Origin of the sequence: Pseudoalteromonas sp. SG43-7 (assembly GCF_014164295.1) — a bacterium.
Classification (GTDB): Bacteria; Pseudomonadota; Gammaproteobacteria; order Enterobacterales; family Alteromonadaceae; genus Pseudoalteromonas; species Pseudoalteromonas rhizosphaerae.
Genome location: NZ_JACJEY010000003.1, coordinates 154,788 through 176,212, shown reverse-complemented (window position 1 = coordinate 176,212; position 21,425 = coordinate 154,788). Strand labels below are relative to the sequence as shown.

Below are 21,425 nucleotides of genomic sequence, written 5' to 3'. Positions count from 1 at the left end.
TAGTTTCAGTGCTTCTGCTTTAAATTCAGCAGAATGGAGAATACGTTTTTTCTTGTTTGTCATGGTTCACCTCATTAGTGATTGTACTCACTTAATTAGGTGTCCAAAACTGGTGGTGCGGATCATTACTATCTCTTTGTGTTTAACTGCAGTTGGAGTAGCGTCTTGAGCTTTATCATCAGTGATAAAGTCTATGAAACTTGGTAGGCTTGATTTATCGACCACCATAAGAGTTATTTTTGCTGATAACCCTTGGGATAAAAGCTCTTGTTGGCGCTCACTTAATTGGGCTGTATCATAGCCATCACGGAAAACCTTTAAATGAATATCGTCAGTAATTATACTTTTCCAGTCTTTATCAATCTCAAGCGCTGCATTTAGCTCATGCATATCCCAAGCTAAAACATCTGAAAAATCGAAGTCGTGCCCAGTAAATAACTTGCTCGGCACCTGTCCTTTTGAGTAAAACAGCCTTTCAGATACTTGCTGGTGGGTAAATTGCGTGTAGCCTAATTGCATTCCACGGTATTTATGCTCAAGTAAATTAACTCGCTTGCGCAACTTATGTGTTGCCATAAATGGCTTAAGCTTTTCTTCAAACTCATTTGCGTAGTTAGCAAAACCACCCTTAATACCGAGGCTTTTAGCTAGTATATTAAGCCTTGTGGTAGGAGATATTTTTTCTCTGTCTTTAATAATTTTTTTAGCTGAGTATTTTAAGTTATCTGGTGTTAAACCCGTTACAGGAAGTATATGAAATTTGTCTAAAGGGATGTATGTTAATGGAACTGAGGTATTGTTTTTCATTCTATAACCTTAAAAAATAGTTAAAGCCCCGTTGTATATGTTAAACGGCGTACTTCTGGCTACTAAGTCCAAGAATGAAGTGTCTATCGTAGGTGTTTTTTAAAACGATTCGAGTGCTTTGTTTTGTAAGAAGTACATTACAAACCGCAGGTAAGCCTCTGCCCTTGAAACGCAATTTAAGTGCAAAAACATTTCATGTCAAATATTTATTATAATTATTTGATAAACAAACCACACTAACTCATTTTGATTGCATCTTTAAATTTGGCTGATATAGTTGCTACAAAATAATAAATTAATATTTATATGACTAGTACAGCATTGGATGCACTCACACATGCGCAGAGGGAACGCTTAGCGTTCATTGACTTTAATCTGCAGTACTTTGGCCAAGTTGCAAGGGCTGATTTAATTCAGCGATTTAAAACTGGCTTAGCTGCGTGTACCCGCGATTTAGCATCCTATAAAGAGCTTGCCCCTCAAAATTTAGTATTAAGCCATACAACCAAAAGCTACCACCGGCTAGAAAGCTTTAAACCTTTATTCAAACATAACGCTGAGAGTATTCTCAGCGCTTTATGCCGTGGTTTTGGTGATGGCTTATCAAGTAATATTCAGCCAAGTAGCTACTGCCAAGATGCAACCCGCTTAATACATCCAAATAGCGAAACAATCGCCACTATAATGCGTGCTATTACTTCTAAGCTCGCTTTAGAGTGCCAATATACATCATTAACTTCTGGCACTACTTTAAAAGTATTAGTGCCCCACTCTATTGTAAATAACGGTAAACGCTGGCATGTGCGTGCATTTGATAGATCAAATCAAGAATTCAGAGACTTTGTGACCACGCGTATCGAATGCCCAAAAATACTGCAATCACTCATTAAACCTGAAGAGTCTGCAGATAAAGACACCCAATGGCACACCATTTGCGATATAATTTTAACCCCGCACCCTAAGCTAAAATACCCAAAAGCAATAGAGCTTGATTACGCAATGGAAAACGGGAAGTTACAACTAGAAGTAAGAGCCGCTCTACTCGGTTATTTGCTTAGGCAGTGGAGCGTAGACTGTACCGAACAAGGCACATTAAACTGTAACACTTACCAGCTGCACTTAAGCAATAAATCACAACTTAATCTTAAAGATATTGAGATAGCATTAAGTATGGAAACTAATTATGTTAATTGATAACACAACATCAAAAGTAAAGGACCTCTTAGCCGTTACTTTATCACCAAGTGACAAACTTTCTGTAATGACTGGTCTCTTTTCAATATATGCTTTTGATGATCTCAAGGACGAATTAAATAAACTTAAAAGTGCAAGATTACTCTTCTCCCAGTTTAAAGGTTTTGGCAATATCGATAACGCAATTTCCCCTTTTGGATCTCTTTTAGGGGGAGAATATGAAACTAAATTTAGAAATCAGCTTAACCAAAAATCAATAGCGAAAGAGTTTGCTCAATGGCTTGATCAAAAAGCAAAAGTTAAACTGGTGAGTCAACCAGGGGCAGTCGGTAAACACATTATTGCAAATGAAGGTACTGAATTAACCGCAATCGATGGTGCGCAATTTAACGGTTCTGGTATGGGCTTAGTTGAATCAACGGGCTTTGACATGATCACAAAAACACCAGCCCCACAATCTGAAGATTTATTATCGTATTTCAATATGGTTTGGAATGCCAAAGGCCAAGTAGTAAACGCTAAAGATGAGTTTCTTACTCAGCTTAACCAATTAACCCAAGATCAAAGTCCTCATTTTATATACTTCATCACGCTTTATAACCTTTTCAAAGACTTCATTGGTGAGTTACAAGAAGAAAATATAATAAACACAAGAATAGGCTTTAAAGACAAAATTATATGGAATAAATTATATAAATTTCAGCGAGACGGTGTTCTCGGTGCCATAGATAAGTTAAACAAATACAGTGGCTGTATTATTGCTGATAGTGTTGGGTTAGGTAAAACCTTTGAAGCACTTGCTGTAATAAAATACTTTGAATTGCGAAATGATAAAGTATTAGTTCTATGCCCAAAGAAGCTCAGAGACAACTGGTTAGTTTACACCCAAAACGATAAACGAAATTTATTAGCTGATGATCGGTTCAACTATGATGTACTCAATCATACCGATATGAGCCGACATAAAGGATATTCAGGAACAATAAATTTAGAAACTTTAAACTGGGGAAGCTATGATTTAGTTGTTATTGATGAAAGTCATAACTTTCGTAACAATAACTCCAAAAAAGAAGGCAAAAACCGCTACCAAAGGCTTTTAGACGACATTATTAAAGGTGGAGCCAAAACCAAGGTATTAATGCTATCTGCAACCCCAGTTAACAACCGCTTAAATGACATGAAAAACCAGGTGGCTTTCATTACAGAAGCCAACGATAGTGCTCTTAATGAATATGGTATCAACAGCATTGAGGCTACACTTCGAAAGGCGCAAACCCACTTTAATGCTTGGGCAAAGCAGCCGCCGGAAGAGCGTACAGCACAAGATTTGCTAGACACCATTAACTTTGATTATTTTAAATTATTAGATATTTATACAATTGCACGATCTCGAAAGCACATTGAAAAGTATTACGGCACTGCTGATATCGGTAAATTCCCAACAAGGCTATTACCAAAGAATGTTAAATCAGATATCGACCTCAATGGCGAATTCCCGCCACTTAAAGAAGTGAACGACACGATAAGACGTTTGAGCTTAGCTTGTTATTCACCTATGAAGTATGTGCGAGTCGAAAAACAGGCCGAATATGCGAGAAGATACGACCAAAAAGTAAAGGGAGGTTCTTCTACTTTTAAACAAGTAGATCGTGAAGAAAGTTTAATTCACTTAATGCGAATTAACTTACTCAAGCGTATGGAAAGTTCTATTCATGCCTTTCACTTAACCTCAGGTAAACTACTTGGGCAAGTAACAAGTATTTTGAGTCAAATTGAGCACTTTAACGAAAATTTAGCACCTAAAATCACATCTGAATTAACAGAGGATTTTGTTGCTCCGCCTATTGAAGAAATTTATGATTTTGAGTTAGAAAACCCAGAATTAGCGCCATATATGGTCGGTAAAAAAACCAAAGTGCGTCTACAAGATATGGATTTAATTCGCTACGCACAAGACCTCGATGCCGACAAAGCTTTTTTAGAAATGATAGTTGATGAAGCTAATCGCATTACGGCAGTCAAAGACGCAAAGCTAAAAGCACTTAAAGACACAATCATTGAAAAAGTTAACAGTCCTATAAATGGTAAAAATAAAAAAGTTATTATTTTTACCGCGTTTGCTGATACAGCTGAGTATTTATATAAAGATATAGCTAACTGGGCTGATAGCGAGTTCTCAATAAAATCAGCCATTATTACAGGACAAAAAACAGATACTACGTTGAAAGATCCCCAAGGCAAACGTGTTACAGCAGATCTTAACTCAATGCTGACTCACTTTTCACCGCGCTCTAAAGAACGAGACAAAGTATTTCCTGAATTCCAACAAGAAATAGATATATTAATTGCCACCGATTGTATTTCTGAAGGTCAAAACTTGCAAGATTGTGATTTTTTAGTGAACTACGATATTCACTGGAATCCAGTTCGCATTATTCAACGTTTTGGACGAATTGACCGTTTAGGCTCTGTTAATGACAAAATTCAGCTTGTTAACTTCTGGCCAAACATGGAGCTTGATGAATACATAAACTTAGAAGCTCGAGTGAGCGGTAGAATGGTATTACTTGATATATCAGCAACAGGTGAAGAAAACGTAATTGATCAAACCGCTAGCGAAATGAATGATCTTGATTACCGTCGAAAACAGCTTGAGCAACTTCAAAACCAAGTTGTTGATCTAGAAGAAATATCAGGTGGTGTATCCATAACCGATTTAACACTAAATGACTTTAGAATGGATTTGTCAGATTTCATGAAAAATCATTTGGATCTTTTAGAGCAGTCACCAACAGGCTTATACGCACCGATCAAAATTGACAGCACTCAAAATGAATTAAAAGACATTGCTGATGACTTAATACCAGGTGTTATTTTTTGCTTAAAAGATAAAACTGGCAATGTGCAAGTAGATGATAGCTATGCACTATCACCCTATTATTTGGTTTATGTATCAGATGAAGAACAAGTTGTTTATTCATTTACTCAGGCTAAACATATGCTTGACCTGCTTAAAAAATTCTCGGCACTACAAAATGAAAATTCATTAGATGAGGCAAACGATTTGTTTAATCAAAATACCGAAAATAATACTAATATGTCACTTTACCAACGCCTATTAAAGATAGCAGTAGAAGACATTGCCGGTAAAAGTGAAGAAAAAGGTGCAGCAAGCTTGTTTAGTCGTGGTGGAACTACCTTAACATCAAGTTCAACACAACAAGTTAATGACTTTGAAGTTGTTAGCTATGTAGTTGTTCTATAGGTAGTAATTGTTTATGAATCATAACTCGTTATTAACAGAGCTAATCGCTAACCTTAAGTTACCTAATGAAACTAAGCTGGGCGTTAAGATCCCGAAAAAAACCTTGAGTGATAATACTGAGCTCAGTAGTAATGACAAAAGTATTATCAAAGACGTACTCAAATCAATCGATTGGGCATATACGCTTAAACCTGAAACAATCAATATTCCAACCTTTGAAGATGGTGTTAGAGAATATCTTGAAATAGCTATTTTGCAGGTAAAAGTTAAAAGTTTAAATAAAACAAAACAGCTTTGTAAATTGCTACACACTAATATCCCATACCCAACACTGCTTTTAGTGGTGCATGAGCAATCACTAGCATTAAGTGTTGCCGACAAACGCATTAATCAGGCTGATAGCCACAAGTTAACCATAGAAAAGCAATTTGATACAGGCTGGTTAAACCAGCCACTAGAATCTATTCAACAAAGCTTTATTAATGACTTTTCATTAAGTAATAGTTCAACAGTAAGTTTATATGACTTATATAGCGACTTTATTAATAAATTTAACCGCTTAGAATCTGCGAATTTTACCGGTGTATACGGTAGCCACCAACAAACCAGCGATAGCCCACAAGTAACAGAAACTCTTGAACAATTAAAAAGCTTAGAAACAGAGCTAAATGGCTTGCGCAACAAGTTAAAAGCTGAAAGCTTAATGAATAATAAAGTTAAGTTAAATGTTCAAGCAAGAGCAATAAAAAAACAAATTAAACAACTTAAGGAACAGCTTTAATAGCTGATAACAAGGAACCCTATGAAACTTAAATTAGCCTTAGAAAATTGCTATGGCATAAATCAGTTAAATAAAGAGTTTGATTTCACAAAATCAGCAAATAACGATGGTGTTAATTCACTCTATGCGCCAAATGGCACGTTAAAAACCTCACTTGCTAAAACCTTTATTGACGTAGTTAATGAAGATGAAACCAAAGATTTAATCTTTCCTGAACGTTTGACTAAAAGAGATATTACAATTGATAATATCTCTATCACTCCTGAGCAAATAATGGTGATTGAGTCATACAATGAAAGTTATAGCTCTAAGCAACTTTCAACACTGCTAGTCAACGATACACTAAAGCAACAATATGATACTGCGTTAAAAGAAGTTGATGAAAAGCGCACCAATCTAGTTAAAGCAATAGCAAAAACAGCAGGTAAAAAAGGCGTTGCTATCAATGCTTTTCCTAAGTTAATCTGTGAAATTTTTGGGAAGTCTGAAAAGGTATTCTTAGAGTTACTAGCGGAGCTACACCAAGAAACATTACCTGATTACAGCAGCTATACGGGTTTTAAGTTTGCTGACTTATTTAACGATAAAGTATTAGCGGAAATGGCCAAAGGCGACTTTGCAAAAGAATTATCCGATTATGTCGATACTTACGATAAATTAATTGACCAATCAACGGTTTTAACAAAGAGTTTCAACCATCAAAAAGCCGGAACAATATCTAAAAGCCTTGGCGATGCTGACTTTTTCAAGGCGAAACACAGTGTCAATATATCAGTAGATGGTAAGCCTCAATTGGCTGAAGATTTAGATCAGCTAAATTTAATATTACAAGCTGAGCAAGAAAAAGTGCTTAATAGCGATGACCTAAAACAGCAATTTGCAAAAATAGACGACAAGCTTAAAACAAAAGATACCGCAGCGTTTAGAGATTTTATTACCGAAAACAAGACGTTACTCGCTGATTATCAAGATATCCCGCAATTCAAAAAAATAGTTATTAAAAGCTACTTACAAGCGCACCAAAATTTATGGGATGACTTAGTAACAACCTACCAAAATAACCAAGCTGTGGTTGAAGGTATTATTCAACAAGCAAAAGCCGAACAAGCAACCTGGGCAGCTGTAGTTGATACGTTTAATGAACGTTTTACCGTGCCATTTAAACTAAGCGTAAACAATCAAGATGACGTTATTTTAAATAACCAGGCTCCAACAATTCAGTTTGAATTTAATGACGGACGTGGCGCTCCTGAAATAGTAAACCAAGAAAGCTTAATTGAAGCGCTTAGCCAGGGTGAAAAACGAGCATTGTACATTCTTAATGTGTTATTTGAGGTCGAGGTTAAAAAGCAGCAAGCAGTCTCAACCATTATCGTCATTGATGATATTGCAGATTCATTCGATTATAAAAACAAATACGCTATTGTCGAATATTTACAAGACATTGCTGGAATAGATATCTTCCACCTATTTTCACTGACTCATAATTTTGATTTTCACCGAATAATCAGTAGTAGAGTGGGCGTTAAGCGCAAAAACAGATTAATGGCAACACGCTGTGTAGATACAACAGACATTTCCCAAGAAAGATATCAAAACGATGTTTTTTCCGCGTGGAAACAAGAGCTAGCAACTAATATCGGTTACTTATTAGCAAGTATTCCATTTGCACGAAATATAGCTGATTACTGCGGCCATGAGGCGCACTACACAACGTTAACCTCTTTATTACACATAAAACCAGATACTAGCGATATTAAGGTATCTCATCTTGAAAGCATCTATAAAGACATCTTTGCAGATCAACAAGGCTTAGCATTACCAAATCAAGATAACGTATTAAAAGACATGGTTTATGCTAAAAGCGAAGAGCTACTGCAAGGTAATACCGATGCAATAGAGTTAGAAAATAAGGTGATATTAGCCATCGCCATTCGTCTAAAATCTGAAGAATTTATGATCAGTAAAATTAACGACAGTGCGTTCGTTTTGGCTATCACTAAAGACCAAACCAGAAGGCTATTTAATAAATTTTGTGAGTTATTTCCAGGTGAACTAACAACTAAAGCATTGCTTGATCAGGTAAACCTGATGACGCCTGAGAATATTCATCTTAACTCATTTATGTACGAACCCATTTTAGATATGTCTGCTCATAGGCTTTACCAACTGTATGCAGAAATCAAACAATTATCAGATACCGAATAAGGCAACAAACATGAAATCAACAATGGAACAGATAAGCAATCAATCAGCTGAGTCTAAAAGCCTTGATATTACCGATGCTAACATCGAGCAATTAAAGCAAATTTTCCCTGATGTATTTAGCGAAGGCAAGGTTGACTTTGATGCCTTAAAAGCGGTTTTAGGAGAAGCAGTTGATGATTCAGATGAGCGTTATAACTTTACGTGGAATGGCAAGAATAGAGCCCGTCAAATAGCACAAACACCATCAACAGGTACATTGCGCCCCTGCAAAGAAGACAGCGTAAATTGGGATAGCACCGAAAACTTATTTATCGAAGGTGACAACCTTGAAGTGTTGAAGTTATTACAAAAGTCCTACCACAAAAAAGTTAAAGTTATATATATTGATGTCCCCTATAACACAGGTAAAGACTTTGTTTATAAAGATAACTTTCATGAAAATATAAAAAATTACTTCGAGCAAACAGGCCAGGTAGATAGTGACGGAAATAGGCTAAGTACTAATGCAGACACATCTGGGAGATATCATTCTGACTGGATTTCAATGATATATCCTAGGTTGAAACTAGCTCGAAATTTGCTGAAAGAAGACGGAGTGATTTTTATTTCAATAGATGACGTAGAGCAAAAAAACCTTAGGGCAATTTGTGACGAAGTATTTGGTGAAGATAATTTTGTAAGTAACCTTATATGGCAAAAGAAGTTTGCAAGAGCTAATGATGCAAGATATTTTTCAACTATGCATGATCATATCCTTTGTTATGCTAAATCAACTTCAGATAATGGATGGACTCTTAATTTACTACCTAGAGGCGAAGAAGTTCCAGCCGGTTATGGTAATCCTGATAACGATCCTAGAGGAATTTGGACTTCAGTGGTTTTATCTGCAAAATCTGGTTCAGACAAACTTAAATACCAAATTACTACGCCTTCTGGGAGAGAGTGTTTTCCACCTGATGGGCGCTATTGGAGCGTCAACCCTGATAGGTTTAAAGAATTGGTTGAAGATGGCCGAATTTGGTTTGGGATGAAAGGAGATGGAACACCACGTCTAAAGACATTTTTATCAGAAGTTCAAGATGGTTTAAGACCAAATTCAATTTGGTTCCATAAAGATGTTGGTCATAACCAAGAGGGTCGTCAAGAACTAAAGAAGCTATTTGATGATAAAGGTTATTTTGATGGACCAAAGCCTACTCGCTTGATTGAACATATAATAAAAATTGCATCTAAAGACGAAGGTGACATCGTTCTTGATTTCTTTGCTGGTTCTTCCACTACAGCTCATGCCGTTTGCAATTTAAATAATATAGATGACGTTCGAAGAAAGTTTATTATGGTTCAGCTTCCTGAGGTGCTAGATAGTAAAAGCCAAGCTTATAAAGATAGCTATAGAACTATTGCAGATATTAGTTTTGACAGGATTAAAAGAGTTACAAAGATTTATCCAAATGAAGGCTGTAAGTACTTCAAGTTAGATGAAACCAACATTCGTCGTTGGGATGCTGATTTTGATGAATTAGCACCGGCTTTACAACTTGCAGCAAAATCAATTAAAACAGGCCGTGAACCTGAAGATGTATTGTATGAAATTCTACTTAAATACGGTATTGAGTTAACAACATTTATTGAAGAAGAAGTCATTGAAGGTAAGCAAGTCTTCGTTGTAGGCGTTGGAGCTTTAATCGTCTGTTTAGACGATGACATTACAGAAGCTGTTGTTGAAGGTATTGCAGCGTTAATTGATGAGCTAGAGCCAGAAAGTACCCAAGTGGTATTTAAAGATGAAGGCTTTGCTAATGATGACAATGTAAAAACCAATGCAGTGCAAATCCTTAAACAACACGGCGTTGAAGACGTTAAAAGTATTTAAGGGGAGATAAGATGAAGATACAATTTAGATCAGATCTCTCCCATCAGCAAGAAGCAATCAATGCTGTTGTAGGTGTATTTGAAGGGCAAGAGTCATTTCAGTCAAACTTTACTGTTGCTGATAATGCCTTTACCAATGAGCAAATGGATTTCTTTGCCCAAAATAACGATATTGGCCATGCTAATGCATTAACTTTGTTGCCGGAAGAAATATATGAAAACACCCGAAATGTTCAACTGCTAAGTGGTTTAGAGCAAGCTGAAAATGCGAAGCAGGCATTACCAAGTTTAGATTTTTCCATTGAGATGGAAACGGGTACAGGTAAAACCTACGTTTACTTAAAAAGTGCTTTTGAGCTAAATCAGCGCTACGGGTTAACAAAATTTATTATTGTTGTACCATCTGTAGCGATCAAAGAAGGTGTTTATAAGTCACTGCAAATCACTGAAGATCATTTTAGAAAAGACTACAAAAATGTTCAATACGACTACTTTGTTTACGATTCATCAAAACGTGATCAGGTACGTAACTTTGCTACCAATGATTATATTCAAATCATGGTGATTAATATCGATGCCTTTAGTAAATCATTCACAGACCCTAGCAAAGAAACAAAAGCTAATTTAATACATCGTACAGATGATCGTTTAAATGGTATGAAGCCGATTGAGTTTATTAAAGCAACCAATCCCGTTGTAATAATTGATGAGCCCCAATCGGTAGCGTCTACGGCTAATCGTAAAAAAGCGATAGCGAGTTTAAACCCGCTATGTACCTTCCGTTATTCTGCAACCTTAACTGAAACTCATAATATGCTTTATAAACTTGATTCTATCGATGCTTATGCGCGTAAATTGGTTAAGCAAATTGAAGTTGCCTCATTAGATGTTAAAGATGGCCATAACCAGGCTTACATAAAACTGATTAGTGTTGATAATAAGAAGTCACCCATATCTGCGAAGATAGAAATAGATGCTCAAAGTAAGCAAGGGAAACTGCAACCAGCAAAACAAATCATCATAAAAGACGGCGATGTGAATGACTTATTTCAGCTATCAGGTAATCGCAGTGTTTACGAGGGCTTAGTGATTGATGAAATCTATTGTGAGGAAGGTAATTCATATATTGATATCAACAATGGCGAGCATATTATTTATGTCGGTCAAGCTATTGGCGAAGTTGACCAAGATGCGTTTAAGCGTATACAAGTAGCAAAAACCATTGAAGAGCATCTAGAAAAAGAGCTTAAGTTTTATAATAAAATCACAACTGGGGCTGAGCAAAAAGAACATTCACAACTACTTAGTGGAAAAGGCATTAAGGTTTTAAGCTTATTCTTCATTGATAAAGTAGCTAACTATCGTGGTTATTCTAAAGATGGTGTGGCAGTTGCTGGTAAGTTTGCGGTTTGGTTTGAAGAAGAGTTTACTAAGTTAGTTAAAAAGCCTAAATACCGTATTTTATACCCTGATATTTGGGACCAGGATGATCAACGCTATGTTGTAAATGACCAGGCTCTCAAAGAGCTAGCGAGTGAAGTGCATGATGGTTACTTTGCACAAGACAAGAAAAAAGATGCCTCAGGTAATCCGCTTTTCGCTGATTCTAAAATAACTAAAGGTGAAGGTGGTAAAACTGCTGCCGATGAATCTGCATATAACCTAATAATGCGAGATAAAGAGAAGTTACTTTCACTTGATAGAAAGCTTCGCTTTATCTTCAGTCATTCAGCGCTTAAAGAAGGATGGGATAACCCGAACGTTTTTCAAATTTGTACGTTAAATGAAACTATCTCAGAAAATAAGAAGCGACAAGAAATAGGCCGTGGCTTGCGCCTAGCAGTAGATCAGTCAGGTGAACGTGCACCTTACGGCTTTGAAGTTAATACCCTTACGGTTATGGCGAATGAGTCATATGAACAATGGGTTAAAACGCTTCAAGATGAGATTGAAAAAGAAGAAGGGATAAAGTTTGGCTCAGTAGTTTCTCATCAGTTTGCCAATATTCCTGTCTCAGGTGAACATGGTGAAAAAGAGTTTTTAGGTGCTAGCAAGTCTGAAGAGATCTATAACCACCTATTGGATCATGGCTATATTGATAAAAAGGGTAAAATTCAGGATGCGTTAAAAGCTGATATCGAAACTGGAAACGTTAATCTACCTGAATCTGCAAAGCCTTATTCTGAAGCCATAGTAGCGACATTGACTAAAGTTGCTAAAGGCTTAAGCATCAAAAAGCACGAAGAAAAGAAAACGGCTAAGTTGACTGAAGATCACGATGGTAAGCAAATTGTTTTAGGCCCTGACTTTAAAGCCTTGTGGGACAAAATAAAATACAAAACAACTTATCGAGTTAAATTTAGCCAAGCAGTGCTTATTGAAAATTGTATTAAAGAAATTAGAGCTAATGTGGCAGTTGCCAGCGCTAAATTTGAATACAAAAAAGTAAAAGTGGCAGTAACTGAAGCAGAACTAGAAACTTACGATGAAAAAACGAAGATTCAATATTATCGTAACCGTAACTTTAAACTCCCTGATATTGTTACTTATCTTGCTGAGCAGTCTAATTTAACACGCCAAACAATAATTGATATTTTATTGGGTATTGAAGATAAATTAGAAGCATTTAAAAACAACCCTCAAAAGTTCATTGAACTAGCTGGTGAAGTAATTAAAAAGCAAATGCGTTTAGCGATTATTGATGGCATTAGTTATCAACGCATTGGTGATGATGAATATTATGCTCAAGAGCTTTTCCAAGAAGAAGAGTTAACGGGTTATCTAAAGGATATGGTTGAAGCTGAAAAATCAGTTTATGACTATGTAGTTTGTGACTCTGATACTGAAAAACTATTTGCAGAAAAACTTGAAGGTGCAGAAGACGTTAAGCTTTATGCCAAGCTACCCGCTTGGTTCAAGATTGATACGCCACTTGGCAGTTACAACCCAGACTGGGCAGTATTAATTGATAAAGATGATGGTCAAGGTGAGCAGCTTTATTTTGTTGTAGAAACTAAATCAAGCATATTCTCTGACGATATTAGAGCATCTGAGCAAGCTAAGATTAACTGCGGCATCGAGCACTTTAAAGCTCTAAGCAAAGGCCTTAACGGTGAAGAGCTAGACAACCCAGCTAAGTTTGTTAAAGCAGATAACTACGATACATTTTCGACTCATCTGTAGAAGTAAAAGCCAGTATCACAGGTGAGTGGTATTGGCTTTTTAACTAAACGAGATCTAGCACTGGGGGATTTGTCCCTTAAAGAATAAAATGGATCTGTGTTTGTTAACTCAGATCCGGTTCACCCTTCTAATACATCTTTTATTATGGCCTTTTTGTTCTGAAGGAGTTTTAAAAGACCATCCACATTCTGGACAACTAAAAGCCGACATTTTACATCCTTGTAGTTTGATAAAGAAAGTAATTTTAGTTTATGGTTAAGTAATAAAACAACTACTTTATTCACTTAGCTCTTTAATCAACATAGACCCCAACTGCCGGGTATTAAATGGATTTCCGTTGCCATTGAAAATTGAAATCCCTAACTCTTTAGCAATATCACGTAAGTAAGGCTTACTTGGTGTTACAAGCCCATCATTTAAAAATACTTCAATGGTGCCGTTTTCAAGCTCTATCAATTTGTAATTACGCCATATAGCTTCTTTTACATTTAATAAAATACGTGGCTTAACCGGTGAATTTATTAACTTGCGCATTGTAATACAGCTTTTACCCGTTGCTGCATCACTCATTAGCAATCTAGCTTGTTCAACTGGCGCATCAAGTAGAGTCTCTACCTGCATTTCGTCTGTATTGATTCTTAAAATAATAATACGATCAACTAATTCAAGCGTGTTTGTATTAAAGCTTATATGGCCGCTTGTATGCATCCTACCTGTTGTTTTAACTGATATACGCTCACCAGTACTTGATACTACATCATACCCCGCCTGGTTAACCTCCGTTGCCATACGCCCATTTGTTATAAGCGCTGCGTACAGCTCCCCTATTCTCCCAGTTAAATGCCTAAGCTCAGTTGGAGGTACATCCCAGCTCAACTCCCTTTCTAACCAACTCATTGCATCACCAAGAGACTGAATAATTTGCATTTGTGTTAAAGCCATTTTATTTCCTTATTTATTTTTACTTTTCAGGTAGCTTTTCACACACATCTAAATTTATTGCTATAAATTCGTTCCAGCTGAACCTTTCTTTATAGTATTTATTGAACTGTAATTCTATTCGGCAAATTTCAGGTCTATTATCGTAAATTTTACAGTGTTTGGTATTATCATCAAAATGCTCACAAGTACCATCACCTCTATCCAGGTAACTGGTAATAGGTGATAAATTTACGTTTGAGCAGCATTTACCGCATTTAGTACATGGGAAATCCATCAAAAATCAAAACTCTGATCTGATTGCATTAATTGATCAAATTCGGCAAAGTTTTGAAATGGTAACTCACAGTCAAATCTTTCATTTAAAGAATTTAAAGCATCTATATACTGATCTGGTTCTGTATTACTTACCGCCAAATCCATAGCTAAAAATGTCGAGTCAAATATATGTTTTCTTTCTGCAAAGTGTTCATCAAGTAAGCTTTGAAGCTCAGCTCTATTTTTTTGAATTTGCGGAATGACTTCTAAACAAATAGCGCGTATTTGGTCTCTGCGCTCTTTCGATGCTTTAACGACTGCACTATCACCTAATGCAACTAAGCCAGATTGATGGATCATATTCCCGATAAAATAACCAACTCCCGCCCCTACTAAGGCGCCAACTACAGGAATTGGAATCGCTAACTGGCCCAAAACACCATAGTAAAAAGATGAAGTACCCGTTATAGCTGTATGACTTATATTATCGGTTAACTCTTCTAGTTCTATATCACCTTTTAAATAAGATACTATGTGCTTACTTGTATTAACTACTCCAACAGCGATTGCAACAGGCGCAGATGATCTCGTTATACTTTTAGCTAATTGTTCGCCTAAGAAATGCGAAGAAGAATGCGTTATACCCTTACTGATAGCAGTAACGGTATAACCAGTAGCAAAACCCTTTGCGCTATTAATTATTGTATTTATAGAGGCTTCTGCAATATCTTTCTCACCTTTTATTACTGAGTAACCTTCAGTTAATAAAGATATCCCTCCGGTTATACCTGCCCCTACAGCTCCTGCTTTCATACCTGATTTATGCATATCAGTGAGAGCAGATTTGAATTTATAGTTGTTAGCAATTTTATCTGCTTGCTCTTTATTTGTTGCATCTAGTGCTTCTTGGTAGGTTGTTCCCTCTGAAGCAATATTGTCATGCTGTAATGACTTTTTTAGATTGCGGAGTGTCTGTTCATAATCTTCTGCTTTGAGCGTGCCTTTTTCTATTCTTTGCTTCAGTAACTCTTCTATTTTGCTGTGTTGATCACTTGGGGCCAAGCGTAGCATTTCATCGTATTTTTCTTGAGATAATGCAAATACACTTCTCGCAGCGCTGTTACAGGACTTTGCCTGTACCTCTCGTATCGTTTTTTTACCGTTAGAAATTATAATGTCAACTGGATCTGTGGGTAAACCCATACTAGCAGTGGTTTTAGCATATAAGTCGCTATCTTTTTTTAAGGCATCAAAGTTAAATTTTATAGTCTCTAACTGCTCAAATATATGACCTTGAGACTTATCAGCAGCTACATTTTGCCATTTAGATGCAAACTGAGATAGCTGGTCTGCATCACCGAATATCCGATATGTTCGCTCTGTTATATCTTGCGTTAAATGTTGAGAATAGATCCCACCCAAAATAGACGCTGAAGAGTTTGTATTGTCCATAAGCAGCTTATTAATTGATAGTATATTTAAAAGATATGAGGGGTCAGTATCCCCCTCGAATAACAGGTTACTTAAATTGCTCTAAATACTTTTTAATTGCGTTCACAATTAGCTTCATCGCTGGAGTAATTTCAGTGTGTGTGTAGCCATAATAGTCACCATTTATGGCCAACTCTCTGTCATCTTCATCAACCCTTATTGATTTAATTTTCTTAATCTCAATGCTAAATCGATCATTGTAAGAAGGCTTGCCATAAATATGCGTGTCAGTTATGAAAAAACCATCTTTGGCACTACCAAAAAGAGTTGTATCAATAAGCACTAATAAACCATAAGGCTCACTCTTATAATCACTATCAACTTCATAGTCTTCATGAGCATACGATTTTACAGCTGCTGCGGTTTTATCTCTAAGCTTTTTACCGTGTGATAAAGCATATACCCACTTTTGATCATCAATATGACTACTTACCTCACGGATATAGTGCTCTAAATCCTTTTTAGGCTCAGGCTCTTTCTTTAAGTCAACGTGTTCAATGTTTGATTCTAAACTTGCTAGATCTGGATGCTGTCCTTCAATAAGAGCCGTTCCAAAGCTTGCAATATTGTTTGACTGACTTGTTAAGCTGCCATCTTCGTTAATTATTACAACTTCAAGTAAGTTCTTTATACTTTTTGCTGTTGCAGCTACCTTAAAAACTAGTTTTTTATCATTGTCTGCGTAACTTGAATAATCAATATTTCGTTCAACTAGGGCACAAAACTCTTTTAGTATAGGCGTAAAGAAGTTATTTAATCGGAGGAGTACATCGTTAATCTCTTCAAAACGACGATGAATACCTTCAGTTACTACTTCAGCTGTTTTCATCTGTTCAGCCGCTAGTAGCGCTTTATCACGGTTTGAATAAGCATCAATTTTTGCGCTTTCAGCTTTAGAAGCGAGCATCATACCGCCAACAGCTAATACCGGACCAGCAACTAAGCCACCCAGTACAACAGCACCACCTGCCATACCGTAGCCACCTGCAGCTAATGAACCACCACCTAACCAAGCTAAAGTAGCATTAGTAGCTGCTACACCGGTTAACGACCCTATTGCAGTACCTGTTGATGCAGTGCCTAAGAAACCAACCCCACCATATGCAGCCAAACCAGCTAATCCACCAGTACCAAGAGCTGTAACACCTCCTGACAAAACATCATGAGTTGATAATACTGAACTGCTTAAACTTTCTAAATCAGCTTTATCCACACCCGGTAATGACTCTAGACCTTTTATATCACTGTCATTAAAGTTAATATTTTTAATTTGACTAAAGCTTTTAACGAAACTTAATAGCGAATTCTCATATATATCGAATTTTGTCCTTCCTAAAGCCAACATTGAACTATTTGCTTGTTCACGCTTTGAGTTTAAAGAACTTTCTGCATCATCAAATATATTTCTAGCTCTCTTATTAATGCTATCAGCTTCATCATAGTCAGACTTAGCATCTAGCCCTTTTTTAACTCCGTAACCACCAGCTATAATAGCTGCACCTGCTAAAAATAAAGGTAATGGCATAGTTATTCCTCCATGAACATAACTGAGTCGTTCACCAAATCGAGTTGACGTCTAACCCAATTTTCCAACTCATTTAAATTAGCTTCATTTATGTTTAGTACTGAAGCTATTTCATTGATAAAAACCTTTTCTTCTTGACCGTAATCACCATCAGCGTGAGCTAGTCCAATAAGCTCAAGTAACATCGAGACTTTGGCTTTTTTACTGTCAAAGACATCTTTGATTTCGCTTAGATTGAACATTTCTAATTCAGATACACCTTCAGTACACTGAGATTTAATAAAGCTAATCAATTCTTCTTCGCTCTGATCTATAACACCATCAGAGATCATTAAATCATTTGCTAACTTAAGAAGTATTTCTTGCTGAGCTTTATTGAGGTTTTGTATAAACACCGAATTATTCCTTTATAAATTATGATGTTTTCAGGCATGAATAAGCCCAGCATTAAAATTAATTAATAACTATGGATAAGGGCAAAACACTGAAAATGTTGATTTGTAAGCTAATACACTTTTAAAACGAGCAGGTTGCTCTGCAGTTATTACATTTTTAGGGGGTATAAATAAAGTGTTCATCAATGAACATCCTTGTAAAATCCTTTTTCTAAACTCAGTCTATGTCGCGATAAAAATTATGTCTAGCAATAAATTACAAACCGTGTGCCAACTAACATCATTTAAATTTCGAGAAACAACTGTTGTTTAGCTAAATGAGTTATGTCTATTAACCTACCTTCGATAGATGCTTTGTAAACGATACAGATAAAGACCCTAGAGATGCTTTGTCTATATGGTCGCTCCACCAATTCATTAGCTCTCTCCGTTTTTCTATATATTCAGCTCTATTATAAGCAGAACGAACCTGGTTTTTATCTACATGTGCCAGTGCGGCTTCTATTATATCGGGATTAAACTCATGCTCGTTTAATGTTGTACTTCCAAGCGAACGTAAGCCATGGCTTACTAAACGGCCCTCAAACCCCATGCGTTTTAGAGCCATATTAGCTGTCTCATTGTTGATATGAGTTCTCGGGTTTCTGTCTGACGGAAAAACAAAGTCTCGATGCCCTGAAATTGGTTTTATAGCTTCTAATAACTCTATAGCTTGCTTTGATAGAGGAATGGCATGCTCTCTGCGCTTTTTCATACGTTCAGCTGGAATAATCCAAAGTTTATTCTCAAAATCAACTTCATCCCAACGAGTACCGGCCGCTTCACCTGGGCGGGTAAGAGTATGTAACTGCCATTCAATCAAAAAACGAGTTACTCGTTTAATTGACGCCGTTGCAAGCGTTTGCATCAATTCAGGCAGCTCTTCTGGTTTTAACGAAGGCATGTTTTGCTTTTGTGGCTTTTTAAATGTTTCTTTTATTCCAGCAAGGGGATTCGCTTGAATATAACCACTATTAACTGCATAGGTCATCACTTGGTTTAATCGTTGGCTCAAACGCTTAACTGTTTCTAGAGTACCTTTAGCCTCTATAGGCCTTAAAATTTTTATGACTTGTGGTGCATTAATTTTGCCAATTGGATATTTACCAATAACCGGCAGTATATGGTTATTTAACGATCGCCAAATATCTTCGCCATGAGCTTGCGTAAAATCAGGCTTTTTAACCTCAAACCACTCTAAAGCTACTTTATTTAGTGTTAACTCTTCCTCTGCTCGTTTGTGAGCAAGGGTTGCATCTCGGTATTCTTTAGGATCAGTGCCTAAAGCAACTAGCTCTCTGGCTTCCTGTGCTAACTTTCTTGCGCTTGCAATAGAAATATCAGGGTACTTACCAAGCCCCATGTTAATACGCTTACTTTTAATAATTGGATGATAATAATTAAAGTTCCACGTTTTAGCGCCTGTACTGCGCACTCTTAATTGCAGCCCATTACCATCAGAAAGAACATAGTCTTTTTCTTTTGGTTTGGACTTTTTAATTTCAGTATCAGTAAGTTGCTTTACACTTCTTGCCATTAGGTCACACTTTAACTATTTATAGTATACCTGAGTATGGCACATTTAAGCTGGGATACCAGAAGGTATACTAAAACTCTGCGCTTGGATGGGATGCCATAGGACCCGAAAAGACGCTAACATATTGATTTAACTTTACTGAAGGCACAAAAAAAGACGTCATGAGACGTCTTAATATAGAATAATGGCGGTGAGGGAGGGATTCGAACCCTCGTTAGGGATTAACCTAAACACACTTTCCAGGCGTGCGCCTTCAGCCACTCAGCCACCTCACCGCAGGCGTTAATGTATAACGCGGCGTAATAGTATGAAATAGCACGCGGCGGTGCAAGGTGTTTTTCCCTTTTGCCTGTTAACTGCCTAGTAAACAAACAAAAAAGGCCGCTGATAGCAGTATCAGCGGCCTTATCTTTATAACTTGGTTTAGCGTTGGAGTGACGCTGAGAAGTCGAGCATCCGATTAAGCGACTTGAGTGCGCCTTCACGAAGGTCCATATCTACAAACACTTCTTTGCCAGTTGCATCTAATAACGCTTCCTCAATCGCTTTGAGGCCGTTCATTGCCATCCACGGGCAGTGCGCACAACTCTTACAGGTTGCGCCTTCGCCAGCCGTTGGGGCGGCAACAAATTCTTTATCTGGGCATAACTGCTGCATTTTATAAAAAATGCCGCGATCTGTAGCTACAATAAACTTTTGATTGTTCATCGTTTGTGCCGCTTTGATCAATTGACTGGTTGAACCTACTGCATCAGCTAACGCTACAATCTCTGCTGGTGATTCTGGATGAACCAAAACGCCAGCATCAGGGTACAGCGCTTTCATGTCTTTTAACGCTTTGGTTTTAAATTCGTCATGCACGATACATGCGCCATTCCACATGATCATATCAGCGCCAGTATTCTTTTGAATATAGGCACCTAAATGTTTATCTGGGCCCCAAATGATTTTCTCACCCATTTCATCTAGGTGCTCAACAATCTCAAGGGCACACGATGAGGTAACAATCCAATCAGCGCGAGCTTTAACGGCAGTTGATGTATTTGCGTATACAACTACTTTACGATCAGGGTGCTGATCACAAAACGCAGAGAACTCATCAATTGGGCAACCAATATCAAGCGAACAGGTTGCTTCTAGTGTTGGCATAACCACGGTTTTATTCGGTGTCAGTATTTTTGCTGTTTCACCCATAAAACGTACACCGGCAACGATAATCATGTCGGCATCGTGCTTAGCACCAAAGCGAGCCATTTCTAGCGAATCAGCAACACAACCACCGGTTTCTTCTGCAAGCGCTTGAATTTCAGGATCAGTATAATAATGGGCAACCAATACGGCATTTTTATCAATCAATAATTGTTTGATACGTGCTTTGTATTGCGCCTGCTCATCATTATTCAATGGAGCTGGTTTAGGAGGAAAGATATAACCTTCAGGCATAATAGTTTGAGCTAAATTCATTTCTCGACCACTTAATCTACAGTGCAATTATGGGGCGGATTATACGAGAATATAAAACTAAATAACAGTAATGGTGAGCAAAGCAATTTGATTAACGCAATTATATTTAGCTTGACGATGATTATGTAAGTGTTTTTTGCTTTTTATATGAAGCGATATGAATTTACTAACTGGGAGTCAGATAAACTGAAATTGAATAAACCAGAATGGTGGGTCATGATGGACTTGAACCATCGACCAATGGATTAAAAGTCCACTGCTCTACCAACTGAGCTAATGACCCGCTCTGATGTGCCTAAGCACGCTGCGTAAATCCGCCGATTATAACCACTCTACTATTCTACGAATAAAGAATGGTGGGTCATGATGGACTTGAACCATCGACCAATGGATTAAAAGTCCACTGCTCTACCAACTGAGCTAATGACCCGCTCTGATGTGCCTAAGCACGCTGCGTAGATCCGCCG

General features: G+C 37.1%; 14 protein-coding genes and 3 tRNA genes. 6 read left to right on the top strand and 11 right to left on the bottom strand.

Annotated features, from left to right (window positions below; translation table 11 throughout):
• Positions 1-87 precede the first annotated feature (87 nt).
• On the bottom strand, positions 88-807 hold the full coding sequence (locus H5200_RS02395) for a hypothetical protein (protein ID WP_182760847.1): 720 nt from the start codon (positions 805-807) through the stop codon (positions 88-90).
• A 306-nt stretch (positions 808-1,113) separates the two neighbouring features.
• Between H5200_RS02395 and H5200_RS02390 the strand changes: the two genes are divergently transcribed.
• Genes H5200_RS02390 through H5200_RS02365 form a run of 6 tightly spaced genes read left to right on the top strand, consistent with a single transcriptional unit; the run spans position 1,114 to position 13,310 of the window.
• Entirely contained in the window at positions 1,114-2,001 is an 888-nt protein-coding gene (locus H5200_RS02390) for a WYL domain-containing protein (protein ID WP_182760846.1), read from the top strand.
• Positions 1,991-5,266, top strand: a complete 3,276-nt coding sequence (locus H5200_RS02385; protein ID WP_182760845.1) for a helicase-related protein — start codon at positions 1,991-1,993, stop codon at positions 5,264-5,266. Before H5200_RS02390 ends, H5200_RS02385 begins: the two co-directional genes overlap by 11 nt.
• A gap of 13 nt (positions 5,267-5,279) precedes the next feature.
• Complete coding sequence (locus H5200_RS02380) at positions 5,280-6,047, top strand: DUF4391 domain-containing protein (RefSeq protein ID WP_182760844.1); 768 nt, start codon at positions 5,280-5,282, stop codon at positions 6,045-6,047.
• Between the two features lie 21 nt (positions 6,048-6,068).
• Positions 6,069-8,255 (top strand): hypothetical protein, encoded by a 2,187-nt coding sequence (locus H5200_RS02375; RefSeq protein ID WP_182760843.1) that lies wholly within the window; start codon positions 6,069-6,071, stop codon positions 8,253-8,255.
• 10 nt (positions 8,256-8,265) lie between these two features.
• Positions 8,266-10,128: a site-specific DNA-methyltransferase gene (locus H5200_RS02370; RefSeq protein ID WP_259399163.1), complete on the top strand. Its 1,863-nt coding sequence runs from the start codon at positions 8,266-8,268 to the stop codon at positions 10,126-10,128.
• 11 nt (positions 10,129-10,139) lie between these two features.
• Entirely contained in the window at positions 10,140-13,310 is a 3,171-nt protein-coding gene (locus H5200_RS02365) for a type III restriction-modification system endonuclease (RefSeq protein WP_182760842.1), read from the top strand.
• A 276-nt stretch (positions 13,311-13,586) separates the two neighbouring features.
• Here the strand turns inward: H5200_RS02365 and H5200_RS02360 are convergent, their stop codons facing one another.
• From H5200_RS02360 to H5200_RS02315, 10 genes are all read right to left on the bottom strand, one after another.
• Complete coding sequence (locus tag H5200_RS02360) at positions 13,587-14,252, bottom strand: DUF6998 domain-containing protein (RefSeq protein WP_182760841.1); 666 nt, start codon at positions 14,250-14,252, stop codon at positions 13,587-13,589.
• A 19-nt stretch (positions 14,253-14,271) separates the two neighbouring features.
• The gene (locus tag H5200_RS24435; RefSeq protein ID WP_182760840.1) at positions 14,272-14,526 is read right to left on the bottom strand and encodes a YkgJ family cysteine cluster protein; all 255 of its coding nucleotides are present in this window, start codon (positions 14,524-14,526) and stop codon (positions 14,272-14,274) included.
• On the bottom strand, positions 14,526-15,959 hold the full coding sequence (locus H5200_RS02350) for a hypothetical protein (RefSeq protein ID WP_182760839.1): 1,434 nt from the start codon (positions 15,957-15,959) through the stop codon (positions 14,526-14,528). Before H5200_RS02350 ends, H5200_RS24435 begins: the two co-directional genes overlap by 1 nt.
• A 67-nt stretch (positions 15,960-16,026) precedes the next feature.
• The gene (locus H5200_RS02345) at positions 16,027-17,523 is read right to left on the bottom strand and encodes a hypothetical protein (RefSeq protein ID WP_182760838.1); all 1,497 of its coding nucleotides are present in this window, start codon (positions 17,521-17,523) and stop codon (positions 16,027-16,029) included.
• 2 nt (positions 17,524-17,525) lie between these two features.
• Entirely contained in the window at positions 17,526-17,918 is a 393-nt protein-coding gene (locus H5200_RS24310) for a TerB family tellurite resistance protein (RefSeq protein ID WP_182760837.1), read from the bottom strand.
• A gap of 331 nt (positions 17,919-18,249) precedes the next feature.
• Entirely contained in the window at positions 18,250-19,494 is a 1,245-nt protein-coding gene (locus tag H5200_RS02335; RefSeq protein ID WP_182760836.1) for an integrase domain-containing protein, read from the bottom strand.
• A gap of 185 nt (positions 19,495-19,679) precedes the next feature.
• Positions 19,680-19,769: transfer RNA gene (locus H5200_RS02330), tRNA-Ser, on the bottom strand.
• A 148-nt stretch (positions 19,770-19,917) separates the two neighbouring features.
• The gene (gene nadA, locus H5200_RS02325; RefSeq protein WP_149982565.1) at positions 19,918-20,958 is read right to left on the bottom strand and encodes a quinolinate synthase NadA; all 1,041 of its coding nucleotides are present in this window, start codon (positions 20,956-20,958) and stop codon (positions 19,918-19,920) included.
• 207 nt (positions 20,959-21,165) lie between these two features.
• A tRNA-Lys gene (locus H5200_RS02320) sits at positions 21,166-21,241 on the bottom strand.
• A gap of 71 nt (positions 21,242-21,312) precedes the next feature.
• A tRNA-Lys gene (locus H5200_RS02315) sits at positions 21,313-21,388 on the bottom strand.
• Between the last annotated feature and the right edge of the window lie 37 nt (positions 21,389-21,425).